The organism is Corallibacter sp. (assembly GCF_048381695.1).
In the GTDB taxonomy this organism is placed as follows: domain Bacteria; phylum Bacteroidota; class Bacteroidia; order Flavobacteriales; family Flavobacteriaceae; genus Corallibacter; species Corallibacter vietnamensis.
In genome coordinates this window covers 77,245-91,653 of the sequence record NZ_JBLXHI010000002.1, presented here as the reverse complement: position 1 = coordinate 91,653, position 14,409 = coordinate 77,245, and the positions used below count along the sequence as shown (strand labels likewise).

Annotated in this window: 12 protein-coding genes; 4 read left to right on the top strand and 8 right to left on the bottom strand. The window is 33.1% G+C overall.

Annotation, left to right across the window (positions count from 1 at the left end; all coding sequences use genetic code 11):
* Positions 1-36 precede the first annotated feature (36 nt).
* Both murB and ACN5J3_RS04185 read right to left on the bottom strand, forming a co-directional pair.
* Complete coding sequence (gene murB / locus ACN5J3_RS04190) at positions 37-1,050, bottom strand: UDP-N-acetylmuramate dehydrogenase (RefSeq protein ID WP_418510879.1); 1,014 nt, start codon at positions 1,048-1,050, stop codon at positions 37-39.
* Positions 1,050-2,240 (bottom strand): pyridoxal phosphate-dependent aminotransferase, encoded by a 1,191-nt coding sequence (locus ACN5J3_RS04185; RefSeq protein WP_417290247.1) that lies wholly within the window; start codon positions 2,238-2,240, stop codon positions 1,050-1,052. Before ACN5J3_RS04185 ends, murB begins: the two co-directional genes overlap by 1 nt.
* A 124-nt stretch (positions 2,241-2,364) precedes the next feature.
* Here ACN5J3_RS04185 and ACN5J3_RS04180 point away from each other — a divergent pair, with 124 nt between their 5' ends.
* Positions 2,365-3,702, top strand: coding sequence for an aspartyl protease family protein (locus tag ACN5J3_RS04180; protein ID WP_418510878.1), 1,338 nt, complete (start codon positions 2,365-2,367; stop codon positions 3,700-3,702).
* A gap of 56 nt (positions 3,703-3,758) precedes the next feature.
* Here ACN5J3_RS04180 and ACN5J3_RS04175 read toward each other — a convergent pair whose 3' ends face one another.
* Positions 3,759-4,184: a DUF1573 domain-containing protein gene (locus ACN5J3_RS04175; protein WP_418508409.1), complete on the bottom strand. Its 426-nt coding sequence runs from the start codon at positions 4,182-4,184 to the stop codon at positions 3,759-3,761.
* A 176-nt stretch (positions 4,185-4,360) separates the two neighbouring features.
* Between ACN5J3_RS04175 and ACN5J3_RS04170 the strand changes: the two genes are divergently transcribed.
* Together ACN5J3_RS04170 and ACN5J3_RS04165 are read left to right on the top strand one after the other, a co-directional pair.
* Complete coding sequence (locus tag ACN5J3_RS04170) at positions 4,361-6,997, top strand: valine--tRNA ligase (RefSeq protein WP_418510877.1); 2,637 nt, start codon at positions 4,361-4,363, stop codon at positions 6,995-6,997.
* The gene (locus tag ACN5J3_RS04165) at positions 6,997-7,803 is read left to right on the top strand and encodes a DNA/RNA non-specific endonuclease (protein WP_418510876.1); all 807 of its coding nucleotides are present in this window, start codon (positions 6,997-6,999) and stop codon (positions 7,801-7,803) included. Before ACN5J3_RS04170 ends, ACN5J3_RS04165 begins: the two co-directional genes overlap by 1 nt.
* On the opposite strand, the gene ACN5J3_RS04160 is transcribed toward ACN5J3_RS04165, so the two are convergent.
* The 4 genes from ACN5J3_RS04160 to gcvP all read right to left on the bottom strand — a co-directional run bounded on the left by ACN5J3_RS04160 (position 7,800) and on the right by gcvP (position 13,210).
* Positions 7,800-8,648 carry a glycosyltransferase family 2 protein gene (locus ACN5J3_RS04160; RefSeq protein WP_418510875.1) on the bottom strand — a complete coding sequence of 283 codons (849 nt, stop codon included), beginning with the start codon at positions 8,646-8,648 and terminating at the stop codon, positions 7,800-7,802. The two genes, ACN5J3_RS04165 and ACN5J3_RS04160, sit on opposite strands and share 4 nt — an antisense overlap.
* Before the next feature lie 3 nt (positions 8,649-8,651).
* Positions 8,652-9,173, bottom strand: coding sequence for a methyltransferase (locus ACN5J3_RS04155; RefSeq protein ID WP_418510874.1), 522 nt, complete (start codon positions 9,171-9,173; stop codon positions 8,652-8,654).
* A gap of 31 nt (positions 9,174-9,204) precedes the next feature.
* Positions 9,205-10,263 carry a 3-oxoacyl-ACP synthase III family protein gene (locus ACN5J3_RS04150; protein WP_418510873.1) on the bottom strand — a complete coding sequence of 353 codons (1,059 nt, stop codon included), beginning with the start codon at positions 10,261-10,263 and terminating at the stop codon, positions 9,205-9,207.
* A 97-nt stretch (positions 10,264-10,360) separates the two neighbouring features.
* Entirely contained in the window at positions 10,361-13,210 is a 2,850-nt protein-coding gene (gene gcvP, locus ACN5J3_RS04145; protein WP_418510872.1) for an aminomethyl-transferring glycine dehydrogenase, read from the bottom strand.
* A 122-nt stretch (positions 13,211-13,332) separates the two neighbouring features.
* Between gcvP and ACN5J3_RS04140 the strand changes: the two genes are divergently transcribed.
* A complete protein-coding gene (locus tag ACN5J3_RS04140; RefSeq protein ID WP_418510871.1) occupies positions 13,333-14,163 on the top strand; it encodes a hypothetical protein in 831 nt (276 codons plus the stop codon).
* Here ACN5J3_RS04140 and ACN5J3_RS04135 read toward each other — a convergent pair.
* On the bottom strand, positions 14,140-14,409 hold the full coding sequence (locus ACN5J3_RS04135) for a hypothetical protein (protein WP_418510870.1): 270 nt from the start codon (positions 14,407-14,409) through the stop codon (positions 14,140-14,142). The two genes, ACN5J3_RS04140 and ACN5J3_RS04135, sit on opposite strands and share 24 nt — an antisense overlap.

The following is a 14,409-nucleotide window of genomic DNA, read 5'->3' as shown; positions in this document are numbered from 1 at the left end:
GTTAGTAAATATCAAATTTAGAGATTTCTTTTTTATTTAAAGAATATTTACTTCAGCTTCAATAGAAATATCAAAAAGTTGCTGGATGGTTTTTTGTATAAGTTTTGATAGATTTAAAATATCTGTTCCACTGGCACCACCGTAGTTAACGAGTACTAATGCTTGTTTATTATGTACTCCGTAATTTTCAAATCGTTTTCCTTTAAAGCCAGCTTTTTCTATAAGCCAGCCTGCAGGAACTTTAATGTCTGTGTTTGAGATAACATATCCAGGAATTTCAGGGAAATTCTCTTTTAAGAGATTATATTTTGTTATTGAAATTACTGGGTTTTTAAAAAAACTACCACTGTTACCTATTTGTTTCGGGTCAGGTAATTTGCTTTGTCTTATTGCTATAACAGCTTTAGAAACGTCTTGTATTGTTGGTTGTGTTATATTTTGAGTTTCTAATTCTGACATTATAGCTCCATAACCTGTGTGTAATTCATGATTTTTTTTAGACAACTTAAAGGTTACATTGTAAATTATATATTTTCCTTTTGCTTCTTGTTTAAAAATAGATTGTCTGTAACCAAAATTGCAGCCTTCATTTGTAAACGTTTCTATGTTTTTTGTTTCAAGATTAAGAGCTTCACATGAAACAAAAGTGTCTTTTATTTCTACACCATAAGCACCTATGTTTTGTATAGGAGCTGTGCCTACATTTCCCGGAATTAGTGATAGGTTTTCAATACCACCAAAATCATGTTTTAAACACCATAATACAAATTCGTGCCATATTTCACCAGCATTCGCTTTAACAATAACGTGGTCTTCGGTTTCTGAAATAATAGAAATTCCTTTAATGTTAATATGAATGACAAGTGCATCAATATCTTTTGTTAATAACATATTGCTGCCACCACCCAAAATGAGTTTGTTAGGGTAGAGATTTGATGATAAAACATCTATGAGCGAGTCAATACTTGAAATAGATGTAAAGTGTTTTGCTTTTACATCTATTCCAAATGTATTGTATGGTTTTAAGGATATGTTATTTTGAATTTGCACTAGTCTTTGTAAACTTTAAGAGCTTCTTTTAATATGTTTACAGCTTTTACAAGGCTTTCTTTGTTAAGAACATACGCAATTCTTATTTGGTTAAGTCCAACACCTGGTGTTGAATAAAAACCTGCAGCTGGAGCAACCATAATGGTTTCTCCGTTTACATCAAAATTTTCTAAAAGCCACTGTGCAAAATCATCAGAGTTTTTTACAGGTAATTCTACAATGCAATAAAAAGCTCCTTTAGGTTTGGCAACTTTTACACCTTCTATTTTCTCTAATTCTGAAATTAATGTATTTCTGCGGTCAACATACTCATCTATAACATCAGTAAAATAGCTTTGCGGAGTTTGTAATGCAGCTTCACTAGCAATTTGGGCTAATGTAGGAGGGCTTAATCTTGCTTGGGCAAACTTTAATGCCGTAGCAATTATTTGTTTGTTTTTTGAGACTAAACAACCTATTCTAGCACCACACATACTATAGCGTTTTGATACTGAATCTATCATAATGGCATGCTCCTGAATGCTTTCTTCTTGCATGATAGAGTAGTGACTTACACCATCATAAGCAAACTCTCTGTAAACTTCATCTGCAATTAAAAATAAATCATGTTTTTTTACAATTGCAGCAAGTTTTTGAATTTCTTCTTTAGAATATAGATATCCTGTTGGGTTACCAGGATTACATATAAGAATAGCTTTTGTTTTTGGTGTGATTAATTTTTCAAATTCTTCAATAGGAGGTAATGCAAAATTATCTTCAATTTTTGAAATTACAGGTACAATGTTTACTCCAGATGCTGTTGAAAACCCGTTGTAGTTAGCATAAAATGGCTCTGGGATAATTATTTCATCATCAGTATCCATAATACTTCCAAAAGCAAATAATAATGCTTCACTACCGCCAGTTGTTACAATAATATCTTCTTTTGTAACTTTAATATCATGGTTGTTGTAATAAGCAGCTATTTTTTCTCTATAACCATCAGAACCTTCAGATCTAGTATACGCTAAAATGTCTAGAGAGTGAACTTTTACAGCATCTAAAGCTACTTCAGGAGTTTTTATATCTGGCTGACCTATGTTTAAATGATATACAACTTTTCCTTCTTGATATGCCTTTTCAGCATAAGGAACTAGTTTTCTTATTGGAGATTGAGGCATTAATTGCCCCTTTTGAGATATTGTTGGCATGTCTATTCTTAAATTAAAGCAGCAAAGTTCCGAAATTTATATTAAAGTTTTTTTAAAATAGACTGTTAAATATTGAACTTAAATTAAAGATTTGTAAATTGATTAGGTTACTAAATATGAATTTATGAAAAAATGTATCTGTATTTTATTTGTATACTTTTTTGCGAATTCATTTCTATTAGCGCAAAACCAATTTGTTGTTCAAGGAAAAAAAGGTGTTGATAAGATACATTTTCAATTAATAAATAATCTTATTGTCATTCCGGTATCAATAAATGGTGTTGAGCTATCCTTTATATTAGACACAGGCGTAAGTAAACCAATAGTTTTTAATTTTTTAAACAGTCTAGATTCACTTCAGATAAAAAACTCCGAAACTATTTTTTTAAGAGGCCTTGGCGAAGACAAGCCTGTCAAAGCATTAAAGTCAACCAATAATATTTTTAAAATAGGAAATGCTATAAATGTAAATCAAGATTTATATGCAATTTATAACGCTAAACTAAACTTTGCTCCAAGATTAGGAATCCCAATTCATGGAATTATAGGGTATGATTTTTTTAAAGATTTAATCGTTGAAGTACACTATGGAAGACAATTTATTAAGGTGATAAATCCAACTGATTTTAATAACAATAAATGTAAAAAGTGTGATGTGCTGCCTTTAGAGTTTTTTAATAATAAACCTTATTTAAATATTAATGTAAAGCTTAATGGAAGAGATGTGCCCGTTAAGCTTTTAATAGATTCAGGAGGCAGTGATTCTTTGTGGTTGTTTGAAGATGAAATGCTGAATATACAAGTGACCAATAATTATTTTCATGACTTTTTAGGGCATGGGTTAAGTGGTACTATTTATGGAAAACGATCAAAAGTGGAAAGTGTTTCAGTTGGCCGTTTTGTTTTTAATAATGCCAATGTGGCTTTTCCTGATGCCAAGTCTATAAATCATGTAAAACATTTTAAGGGTAGAAACGGAAGTCTTGCAGGTAATATTTTAAAAAGATTTAATTTAATATTTGATTATCATAACAAACGAGTTTTATTTAAGAAAAGTCGTTACTATAAGGATGACTTTAGCTATAACAAAAGCGGAATAGAGTTAATGCATGATGGTTTAAGGTTGGTAACACAGGAACATCGTTCTATAAGACAAGCTCGTGTTATAACAACAAATGTAGATGATTCAACACCTGTAATTAACAATCAGGTTGATTATAAACTTGTTTTAAAACCAGCCTATTCTATATCAGAGTTACGAGAAAAATCGCCAGCTTATAACGCAGGGCTCAAAGTAGGAGACATAATTCTGGCTATCAATAATAAAAAGGTTGAAGAATTTACTCTGCAAGAGATCATGCAAAAGTTTTATGGTAAAGCAGGAGAACTCATAAAAATAAAAATAGATAGAAATGGTACAGAGTTAAAGTATCAGTTTTATTTAGAGAGTTTGTTAAATTAAAAAAGGTCTTGAATAACATTATATTCAAGACCTTTTGTTTTTTTAGTATTGTGCTACTATTTCTCCATAACACTTTTACTGCTTTTGCTTAAAACACTTTGCTTTGAAGGGTCAATAACTTCACCTTTAATTTTTAAAACAACAGTTGGTGTTTCAGCATTAGACATTACAGTGATATTTTTTCTAATAGGCATAACTCTATTTGTATCATATTTTACTTCGATTTCTCCATTTTCACCAGGCATAATTGGTTTTTCTGGTTTTTTAGGAACTGTACATCCACAACTAGATTTTACGTTTGATATAATAAGAGGAGCATCACCTGTGTTTGTAAATTCAAAAACACGAACGCCATCAGCGCCCTTTTCTATGGTGCCATAATCAATAATGGTGCTTTTAAACTCTATTTTAGCGACTTTATCTTGAGCATTTACTGTAAAACTCAATAATCCGATAAATAATATGGTAATGAAATTTTTCATGATATATAATATTTAATTACTTGGTAAACTTACTTACTTTTTGTGCGTTCTACAAAAAAAATAGACATAATACGTGTTAAAATAGCATATCACCTATTTAAAGGCAAACAAAACATTTTATAGAACAACAAAATATAAGTATTTTTGCCTTTCTTAATTCAAAAACTATTCCAAAGATGAGTATTCCATCAAAATATGATGCACAACAGGTAGAAAACAAATGGTACGACTACTGGATGAAACATAATTATTTTCATTCTACACCAGACGAGAGAGAACCGTATACTATTGTAATTCCGCCGCCAAATGTCACAGGAGTACTTCACATGGGACATATGTTGAATAATACCATTCAAGATGTGTTAATTCGTCGTGCGCGTTTACAAGGTAAAAATGCCTGTTGGGTTCCAGGAACCGATCACGCATCTATTGCTACCGAAGCCAAAGTTGTTGCCAAATTAAAAGCACAAGGCATCGATAAAAACGATTTAACACGTGACGAGTTTTTAAAACACGCTTGGGATTGGACGCACGAATACGGTGGCGTTATCCTTGAGCAGTTAAAAAAACTAGGTTGTTCTTGCGATTGGGATCGTACTAAATTTACTATGGACGACGATATGAGCGAAGCCGTAATAAAAGTGTTTGTTGATTTATACAACAAAGGACTTATCTATCGCGGTTACCGTATGGTAAATTGGGATCCAGAAGCAAAAACAACACTATCAGATGAGGAAGTTGAATACGTAGATAAACAAGGTAAATTATACCACATAAAATATCAAATTCAAGGTAGCGATGAGACGTTAACCATTGCCACAACGCGCCCTGAAACTATTTTAGGTGATTCTGCAATTTGTATCAATCCAGAAGATGAGCGTCATTTCAATTTAAAAGGAAAAAAAGCGATTGTGCCAATTTGTAATCGCGTAATTCCTATAATTGAAGACGATTATGTTGATGTTGAATTTGGTACTGGTTGTTTAAAAGTAACACCAGCACATGATGAAAACGATAAGGTTTTAGGCGATAAGCATAACCTTGAAGTCATTGATATTTTTAACGAAGACGCTTCTTTAAACAGTTACGGTTTACATTACGAAGGAAAGGATCGTTTTGAAGTTAGAAAAGAAATTGTAAAAGAATTAGAAGGTTTAGGTCTAATTGAAAAAATTGAAGACCATAATAACCGTGTTGGAATTTCAGAGCGTACCAAAGCCATTATCGAACCACGATTAAGCGACCAATGGTTCTTAAAAATGGAAGAGTTAGTAAAACCAGCTATCGAAGCAGTTTTAGGTGAAAACGCCGATATAAAATTATTCCCAAAAAAGTTCGAAAACACCTATCGTCACTGGATGGAAAACATCCGCGATTGGAATATTTCGCGTCAATTACTTTGGGGACAACAAATTCCTGCATTTTATTATGGCGACGGAAAAGAAGATTTTGTAGTTGCTGAAAACATCAATGATGCAGTAGAACTTGCTCAAGATAAAACAGGAAATTCTTCACTTAAAGCTGAAGATTTACGTCAAGAAACAGATGCTCTAGATACATGGTTCTCTTCATGGTTATGGCCAATGTCGGTTTTTGATGGTATTCGCAATCCAGAAAATGAAGAAATTAAATACTATTACCCAACAAATGACTTAGTAACAGGTCCAGATATTTTATTCTTTTGGGTAGCACGTATGATAATTGCAGGTTACGAGTATAAAGAAGAAAAACCTTTTCAGAATGTATACTTAACAGGATTGGTACGTGATAAGCAACGTCGTAAAATGAGTAAATCTTTAGGAAACTCACCAGACGCATTAAAACTTATCGAAGAATATAGCGCCGATGGTGTTCGTGTTGGGTTACTATTAAGTAGCGCAGCAGGAAACGATTTATTATTTGACGAATCGTTATGCCAACAAGGAAAAGGTTTTGGTAACAAAATCTGGAATGCCTACCGTTTAGTTGATGGTTGGGAAGTTTCGGAAAGCATAGAGCAACCAGAAGCGAGTAAAATAGCAATAGAATGGTACGAATCTAAATTCCAAAAAGCATTAATCGAGATTGAAGATCACTTTAGCAAATACCGTTTAAGTGATGCATTAATGGCAATTTACAAGTTAATTTACGACGATTTTTGTGGTTGGTTACTAGAAATGGTAAAACCAGCATACCAACAACCAATTGATGCTAAAACATACAATGCAATTATTTCTGTTTTTGAAGATAACTTAAAAATTGTACATCCATTTATGCCATTTTTAACAGAAGATTTATGGCATTACATAAAAGACCGCACGCCAGAAGACGCTTTAATTGTAGCGAGTTGGCCAACAGCAAAACCAATAAACGAAACGTTGATTTCAGAATTTGATTTTGCTTCAGAAGTGATTTCAGGAATTCGTACTATTAGAAAAGAAAAGAATATTGCGTTTAAAGATGCGATAGGATTTTCGGTAATTAATAATGAAAAATCATCTACCACGTTTGATGCGATTATCCAAAAAATGGGTAATCTTGAAGCGATTGAGTATGTAGATGAAGCTGTTGAAGGTGCTTTAACCTTTAGAGTAAAATCTAACGAGTATTTTGTGCCAATGGTTGGCGCGATAGACGTTGAAGCTGAAATTAAAAAGTTAACTGAAGAGTTAAATTATACTGAAGGTTTCTTAAAATCGGTACAGAAAAAACTATCAAACGAGCGTTTTGTAAACAATGCGCCAGAGCAAGTTGTAGCTTCTGAAAAGAAAAAAGAAGCAGATGCTTTAGCTAAAATTGAAACGTTGAAGGCTAGTTTGACTACACTAAAATAATGAGTAAACGAACGCTTTATACTATTATAGCTGCTCTTATTGTTGTTGGTATTTATGTTTATGAAGCATATTTGAAACAAGAAGAGCAGTTAGAAATAGTAAACAAAGGAGCGCAAGCGAAAACTTTAACAAATGAATTCTTTTTACCTACAAGCACCACAAATCAATTGGTGCATCATGAAGGGTATTCATTAAGTTATAGTGAAGCTCACGAGCAAGCAGAATGGGTAGCTTATGAGTTGAAAAAAACTCAATTGTCATACAATGATTTTGATAGGCCTTATTTTGAAATAGACCAAGCGGTTAAAACAGGTGCTGCGAGTTGGAAAAATTATAAAAATTCAGGCTATGATCGTGGGCATCTTTGTCCAGCAGCAGATAGGCGTTATAGCCAAAAAGCTTATGATGAGACATTTTTAACAAGCAATATTTCGCCACAAAAGCATGATTTTAATTCTGGTATTTGGAATACATTAGAACAAAAAGTACGCTATTGGGCAAAAAAATATGATGGTGTTTTTGTAGTGACAGGTGGTGTTTTGAAAGGAACCATGAAAACCATAGGAAATGAGCATGTTTCTGTTCCAAACCAATTTTATAAAATAGTATTTGATTATAACAACGGAGCACCTAAAGTAATTGCTTTTTTATTACCACATACAAACTCTAAAGAACCTCTTCATAACTTTGTTGTTTCTGTTGATTTTTTAGAAGATTTAACAGGAATAGATTTCTTTTCAGAGTTAGATGATGTTATTGAAAGTGAGATAGAAGCTTCTGATAGTTATAAGAATTGGCGTTTTTAATGAAATTTGTTTAGCACGCCTTTCCAGCGTAAACGTCTAATAAATTTTCCTTCCTCTTCAGAAACCAAATAATCTGTTTTATTTCTTTTAGCTTTAAAAAAGCCTGCTATGTAATCTTTAAATAAAGAAAAGCTCTTTTTTTTGTAAGCTAATTTTAAGGCAGAAATTAGAGTAATAGTAAAGCCATAGCGCATTTTATACATAGCTTCGCCTTGCAAATGTTTTGCTGCTTTGTTATAGCTTATGCCTGTAGGTTTTAAGTGCTTTACATGAAGAGACTCGTCGGTTTGTATATCCCAGTTATGGTATTTAGCTAAAAGTTCATCTATGGTATCCCAACCCATAGAAGTTTTTAGTTTGCCAATATCTTGAAAACAGGCTTTTCTATATGCTTTTAATGCACCACGTATATGATCTTTTCTCGTTAAGTTTTCTAAAACCCATTGGTCGTTTTTTTCTATGTAGCAAAAACCAGCAACCATACCTAGCTTTGGATTGTTGTTATAATGAAAAGCAAGTCGTTCTAAATAGTTTTCTGGAAAAATCAAATCAGCATCAAACTTACAAATCACATCATAATCACAATCTAAATCTTCGTAGCCTTTGTAAAATGCATTGATTATTTTGCTGCCAGGGAGATGTTTGTTAGAAGACTTTACATTTATCAAAGAAACCCAAGGGTAGTTTTTTCTGAAATTGCTTACAATGTTTTGAGTTTCATCTGTTGAGTTGTCATTAACTACAACTACTTTTTTTGGTAGTAATGTTTGATTTGCTAATGACTCTAAAGTTAATAAGATAGAATCTGCTTCATTATGAGCTGGTATGACAATATAGAAATTCAATGCTTATATTCTTTCGGCGTAAACAATGTAATATCTTGGTGTAAACCATCTTAAAATAGGGCGAATTCCAAGTTTTTTTACTGGGTTGGTCCATTTATCTCTGGCAACTATTCTCCATCCGGCTTTTTCTAATAACCAATCAAACTGCCAATCTTCAAATTCATGAAAATGCCTATCCCATTTATCAGTTTTACTTCTGTAAGCAGGACTAAACCATAAGCGTAAAGGTACGCTAGCTACAAGTTTGTCTGCTTTGATGCTTTTTAAGACTGTGAGAGGTGATAGTAAGTGTTCGAAAATTTCAAAAGCAGTTACAACATCTGCATCAGAGTTTGTAATAGTAGATGTGTCAAAATCTAAATCTTCTCCTTTTGTATTAGTAACACTATAACCAATGTTTTTCATAACATCGCTAAACGGATTTTGAACACCTAAATCTAAAATAGAATGATCTTTTGAGATATGCTGTTGTAAAAACTTTGCAGTGTGCTTAAAGCGTTTATTTGGAAACGTTTTTTCGTACATAAGTGATGCCTCAAAAAAGAGAGCTTAAATATTAATATTTGTAAACCATAGCGTTTATGTGCATGCCAGCACCAACACTTGCAAATATAATAACATCACCTTTAGAAAGACTTTGATTTTCTATTTTATTATGTAAAACCAAATCATAAAGCGTAGGAACAGTAGCAACAGAGCTGTTTCCGAATTTTTGAATGCTCATAGGCATAATGTTATCAGGAATTGAAGTTTTGTATAGTCTATAAAAACGTTTTAAAATAGCTTCATCCATTTTTTCATTAGCTTGATGAATGAAAATCTTTTTTACATCGTTAATAGAATAGCCGCTTTTGTCAAGGCAGCTTTTCATAGCTTGAGGTACATGGCTTAAAGCAAATTCATAAATTTTGCGACCATGCATTTTTATATATCGTGTATCTCGACAAAGGTTTTGGTTGTTTGAGTTTCCAAAATATAAATAATAGGCTTCATCTAAAGTATGACTTACGGTTTCGTGGGCTAGTATGCCACCTTCATTATCTGTAGCTTCAATAACTGTTGCTCCAGCGCCATCAGAAAAAATCATAGAATCTCTATCGTGTTTGTCTACAACGCGCGATAAGGTTTCTGTTCCTATTACAAGGCATTTTTTTGCTATACCAGCTTTAATAAAAGCATTTGCTTGTATCACACCTTCAATCCAACCAGGACAACCAAAAAGTATGTCGTAAGCGACACATTTAGGGTTTTTTATACGCAGGTTATGCTTTATTCTAGCTGCTAAACAAGGAAGAATATCGCTTTGAATGGTGTTGTGTTTCACATCTCCAAAGTTATGTGCAACAATAATGTAGTCTAATTCTTCTGGATCTATATTAGCGTTAGCAATTGCTCTTTCAGCAGCAAAAGCACCTAAATCTGATGTAACAAGATGAGGTTCGGCATAACGACGTTCAACAATGCCTGTTATGTCTTGAAACTTCTCAACAATGACTTTATTTGAGGAATCTATACTAGAACCATCAGTGTTTAAAAAAATATGTTGATTGAAGTTTTCGTTTTTTTCTATAGTGTCAGGAATATAACTTCCTGTGCCTGTTATGTGTATGTTCATTAAAAAAGGGTTTGCTATTAACGTAATATAAAATTAATTACTGTTAATCAAAAGCAAACCCTCTTTTTGTTTAAAATACGATGTTCAACCTGTTAAATTAGGCGTCAATATACTCCTCAATAGGAGCGCACGTACATATTAAGTTTCTGTCTCCGTAAGCATCATCAACACGTCTTACTGAAGGCCAAAATTTATTGTCTTTTACATAATCTAAAGGATAAGCAGCTTGTTCTCTTGTGTAAGGGAAATCCCATTCGTTAGCTGTTACCATTTCTAATGTATGTGGAGCATTTTTAAGTACATTGTTATTGTCCTCTTTTGATGCTTGGTCAATTTCTTTTTTAATTGAAATCATAGCATCACAAAAACGATCCATTTCAGCTTTGCTTTCGCTTTCTGTTGGCTCTATCATTAATGTGCCAGCAACTGGGAAAGATACCGTTGGTGCATGAAATCCGTAGTCCATTAGTCGCTTAGCAATATCAGTAACTTCAATACCATTAGCTTTAAAAGGACGACAATCAACAATCATTTCGTGAGCAGCTCTACCCATTTCGCCAGAGTATAATGTATCAAAATGTCCTTGTAGTCTAGTTTTTATGTAATTCGCGTTTAAGATGGCTGCTTTTGTAGCATCAGTAACACCTTTGGCGCCTAACATTTTTATATATCCGTAAGAAATTAAACAAACTAAAGACGATCCGAAAGGAGCGCCAGATATAGCAGTAATAGCTTTTTTACCACCTGTTTTTATAACTGGGTTGCCAGGTAAAAAAGGAACTAGCTGTTCAGCAACACAAATTGGTCCAACGCCAGGTCCGCCACCACCATGAGGAATGGCAAATGTTTTATGAAGGTTTAAGTGACATACATCAGCGCCAATATTTCCAGGGTTTGTAAGTCCAACTTGAGCATTCATGTTTGCACCATCCATGTATACTTGACCACCATTGTCATGAATTATCTTTGTTATCTCTTTAATGGCAGATTCGTAAACACCATGCGTAGATGGATAAGTAACCATTAAACAAGATAGGTTGTCTTTGTGTAATTCAGCTTTTTCACGTAAGTCATCAACATCAATGTTACCTTTTTCAGTTGATTTTGTTACAATTACTTTCATACCAGCCATAACTGCACTTGCAGGGTTGGTACCATGAGCAGATGAAGGAATTAAACAAATGTTTCTGTGGTGATCACCACGAGATTCATGATATGCTTTAATAACCATAAGTCCTGCAAATTCACCTTGAGCACCAGAGTTTGGTTGTAGTGATGTAGCAGCAAAACCTGTGATTTCAGTCAATTGATCTTCTAATTCTTTTAAAATGGTTAAATATCCTTTGGCTTGTTTTTCTGGTACAAAAGGATGTACGTTTGCCCATTTAAAAATACTTAAAGGAAGCATTTCTGCAGCCGCATTAAGTTTCATAGTACAAGAGCCAAGAGATATCATTGAGTGGTTTAATGATAAGTCTTTACGCTCTAATTTTTTTATGTAACGCATTAACTCGGTTTCAGAATGATATGTGTTAAACACATCAGACGTTAAGAACTCGGTTTTACGTTGTAGGTTTTCAGATATGGTATTTGCTTGTGGTATTTCAGAAACTGTAAAGGCTTCTTTTTTGGCTACTTTAGCAAATATTTCAATAAGGTAATTGATGTCTCTTAATGTTGTAGTTTCATTTATAGAGATGCTTACGGTATCTTCATCAGGATAGTAAAAGTTTACCTTTTTTTCTTTGGCAACCTTTTTTACTTTTTTTGCATCCGTTTTAATTTGAAGCGTATCAAAATATTCTGAATTTACTTGATTGAAGCCTAACTTTTTTAAGGAGTCAGCTAATAGTGACGCTGCATTATGAACGCTGTCTGCAATAAACTGCAATCCTTTAGGTCCATGATACACGCTATACATTCCGGCCATTACGGCAAGTAAAACTTGTGCAGTACAAATGTTTGATGTAGCTCTATCTCGTTTGATGTGTTGCTCACGAGTTTGAAGTGCCATACGTAACGCTCTGTTACCATCGGTATCTTTTGTTACTCCAATAATACGTCCTGGGATGTCACGCTTGTAAGCTTCTTTTGTAGCAAAATAAGCAGCATGAGGGCCGCCGTAACCCATTGGTATTCCAAATCGTTGCGTAGTTCCTACTACAACATCGGCACCAAACTTACCTGGAGCTTCTAGTTTTACCAAGCTTAAAATATCGGCAGCTACTGCAACTTTAATGTTGGCGTTATTTGCTTTTTCTATAAACGATTTAATGTCTGTTACTTGTCCTAATTTTCCTGGGTATTGTAAAATAGCCCCAAAGAAATCAGATGAAAAATCAAAGTCGCTTTCTTTTCCAACAACTAATTCTATACCAATAGGAATTGCTCTCGTTGTTAAAATTGATAAGGTTTGAGGTAGAATATCTTCTGAAACAAAAAACTTATTTACATTTTCCTTTTTTTGAGCTCTGTCTCTGACAGCAAACAGTAAACTCATGGCTTCTGCGGCTGCTGTACTTTCGTCTAGTAATGAGGCATTGGCTAATTCCATTCCAGTTAAATCAGTAATCATGGTTTGGAAATTTAATAATGCTTCAAGACGTCCTTGTGCAATTTCTGCTTGATATGGTGTGTAAGCAGTATACCAACCCGGGTTTTCTAGAATGTTTCTTTGAATTACTGCCGGAAGAATTGTAGGATGATACCCTAAACCAATATATGTTTTATAAACTTTATTTTTTTTAGATACATTATGTATATGAACAAGATATTCTTGCTCACTCATAGGTTCTTCAAGGTTAAGTGGCTTTTTTAGCTTAATATCATCTGGAATAGTTTCGTAGATAAGTTGGTCTAACGAGTCAACACCAATAGTCTTTAACATTTGGTTTTGGTCCGCCTCTCTAGGACCTATGTGACGTTGTGCAAAAACAGTTGTATTCATTACAAAATTATAGTTGTGTTTTAAGGCGCAAAATTACGTAAATATTCACGTTATTTAGTTAATGAATACTAAAGTTTTTAACCAATTAAAAAGGTTATTAACACTTTACTTATTTTTGTTGTATGCGATTTATAAAGCAGATATTTGATTTTTATATAAACAGCAGTATTCATGTAGCTTTAGCTGTTTATTGTTTGGCTTGGTTAACCTTGCTGAAGTTTAATTTGCCTTATGATGAAGATGTGTTATATTTTATTTTTTTTGCTTCAATTACAGGCTACAATTTTGTGAAGTATTTTGGGTTGGCAAAATTTCATCATAGAAGTTTGGCAAGTTGGCTTAAAATAATTCAGGTTTTTTCATTTATATGTTTTGTAGCAATGTGCTATTATGCGCTACGTCTTAATGCTACTACGTTATTATATATTGGTGGTTTAGGTGTTGTTACTTTTTTGTATGCAATACCTTTGCTACCTAGTAAACTACTATTAGATAAGCATAAGAATTTACGTAGTATAAGTGGCGTTAAAGTTTATATTATAGCACTTGTTTGGGCTTGTGTTACTGTGTTTTTGCCTCTTATTAATGCAGATTATTTTATAGAAGCAGATGTAATTGTGGTAAGTTTACAACGTTTTGTGTTTGTTTTAGTGCTTATGTTTCCTTTTGAAATACGAGATTTGCAATATGATAGTATAAAGCTGTCAACAATACCACAACAAATAGGGGTCAAGCTCACTAAAGTTATAGGTGTGTTTTTGGTTGGTGTTTTCTTTTTGTTAGAATTCTTTAAGGATATATTGCCACAACATCATATCTGGGCATCATGTATTGTGTCAATATTATTGTTGCTAGCATTGTTATTTGCCAAAAAACAGCAAGGGGATTATTATAGTGCCTTTTTTGTAGAAAGTATTTCTATAGTATGGTTAGTTTTGATTTTGCTTACTTAACTCTTGTTTGAATTGTTCTTTTAGATTTTGGCGTTCTAAAGTGTTTAAACATTCTATATTAGAATTGTCTAGGGTAGTTGTGAGCTGTTTGTTTTTTTTAACATAAGCTCTAGTAACTCTACACCAAATGTATCTTAAATTAAGTTTAAGTTTTTCAACAATAGATGCCTCTTTGTATTGAGACTTATCACAGATATGTTTAGCCTCATCACAAGAAATAAATAAAAATGATTTTTTTTCTTTCAT

Bases quoted from the DNA above. Each gene is read 5' to 3' on its own strand.
- ACN5J3_RS04165 (WP_418510876.1), top strand. From the start codon at position 6,997: ATGAGTAAACGAACGCTTTATACTATTATAGCTGCTCTTATTGTTGTT.
- ACN5J3_RS04175 (WP_418508409.1), bottom strand. From the start codon at position 4,184: ATGAAAAATTTCATTACCATATTATTTATCGGATTATTGAGTTTTACA.
- ACN5J3_RS04180 (WP_418510878.1), top strand. From the start codon at position 2,365: ATGAAAAAATGTATCTGTATTTTATTTGTATACTTTTTTGCGAATTCA.
- ACN5J3_RS04150 (WP_418510873.1), bottom strand. From the start codon at position 10,263: ATGAACATACACATAACAGGCACAGGAAGTTATATTCCTGACACTATA.
- ACN5J3_RS04155 (WP_418510874.1), bottom strand. From the start codon at position 9,173: ATGTACGAAAAAACGTTTCCAAATAAACGCTTTAAGCACACTGCAAAG.
- ACN5J3_RS04170 (WP_418510877.1), top strand. From the start codon at position 4,361: ATGAGTATTCCATCAAAATATGATGCACAACAGGTAGAAAACAAATGG.
- gcvP (WP_418510872.1), bottom strand. From the start codon at position 13,210: ATGAATACAACTGTTTTTGCACAACGTCACATAGGTCCTAGAGAGGCG.
- ACN5J3_RS04135 (WP_418510870.1), bottom strand. From the start codon at position 14,409: ATGAAAGAAAAAAAATCATTTTTATTTATTTCTTGTGATGAGGCTAAA.
- ACN5J3_RS04140 (WP_418510871.1), top strand. From the start codon at position 13,333: ATGCGATTTATAAAGCAGATATTTGATTTTTATATAAACAGCAGTATT.
- ACN5J3_RS04185 (WP_417290247.1), bottom strand. From the start codon at position 2,240: ATGCCAACAATATCTCAAAAGGGGCAATTAATGCCTCAATCTCCAATA.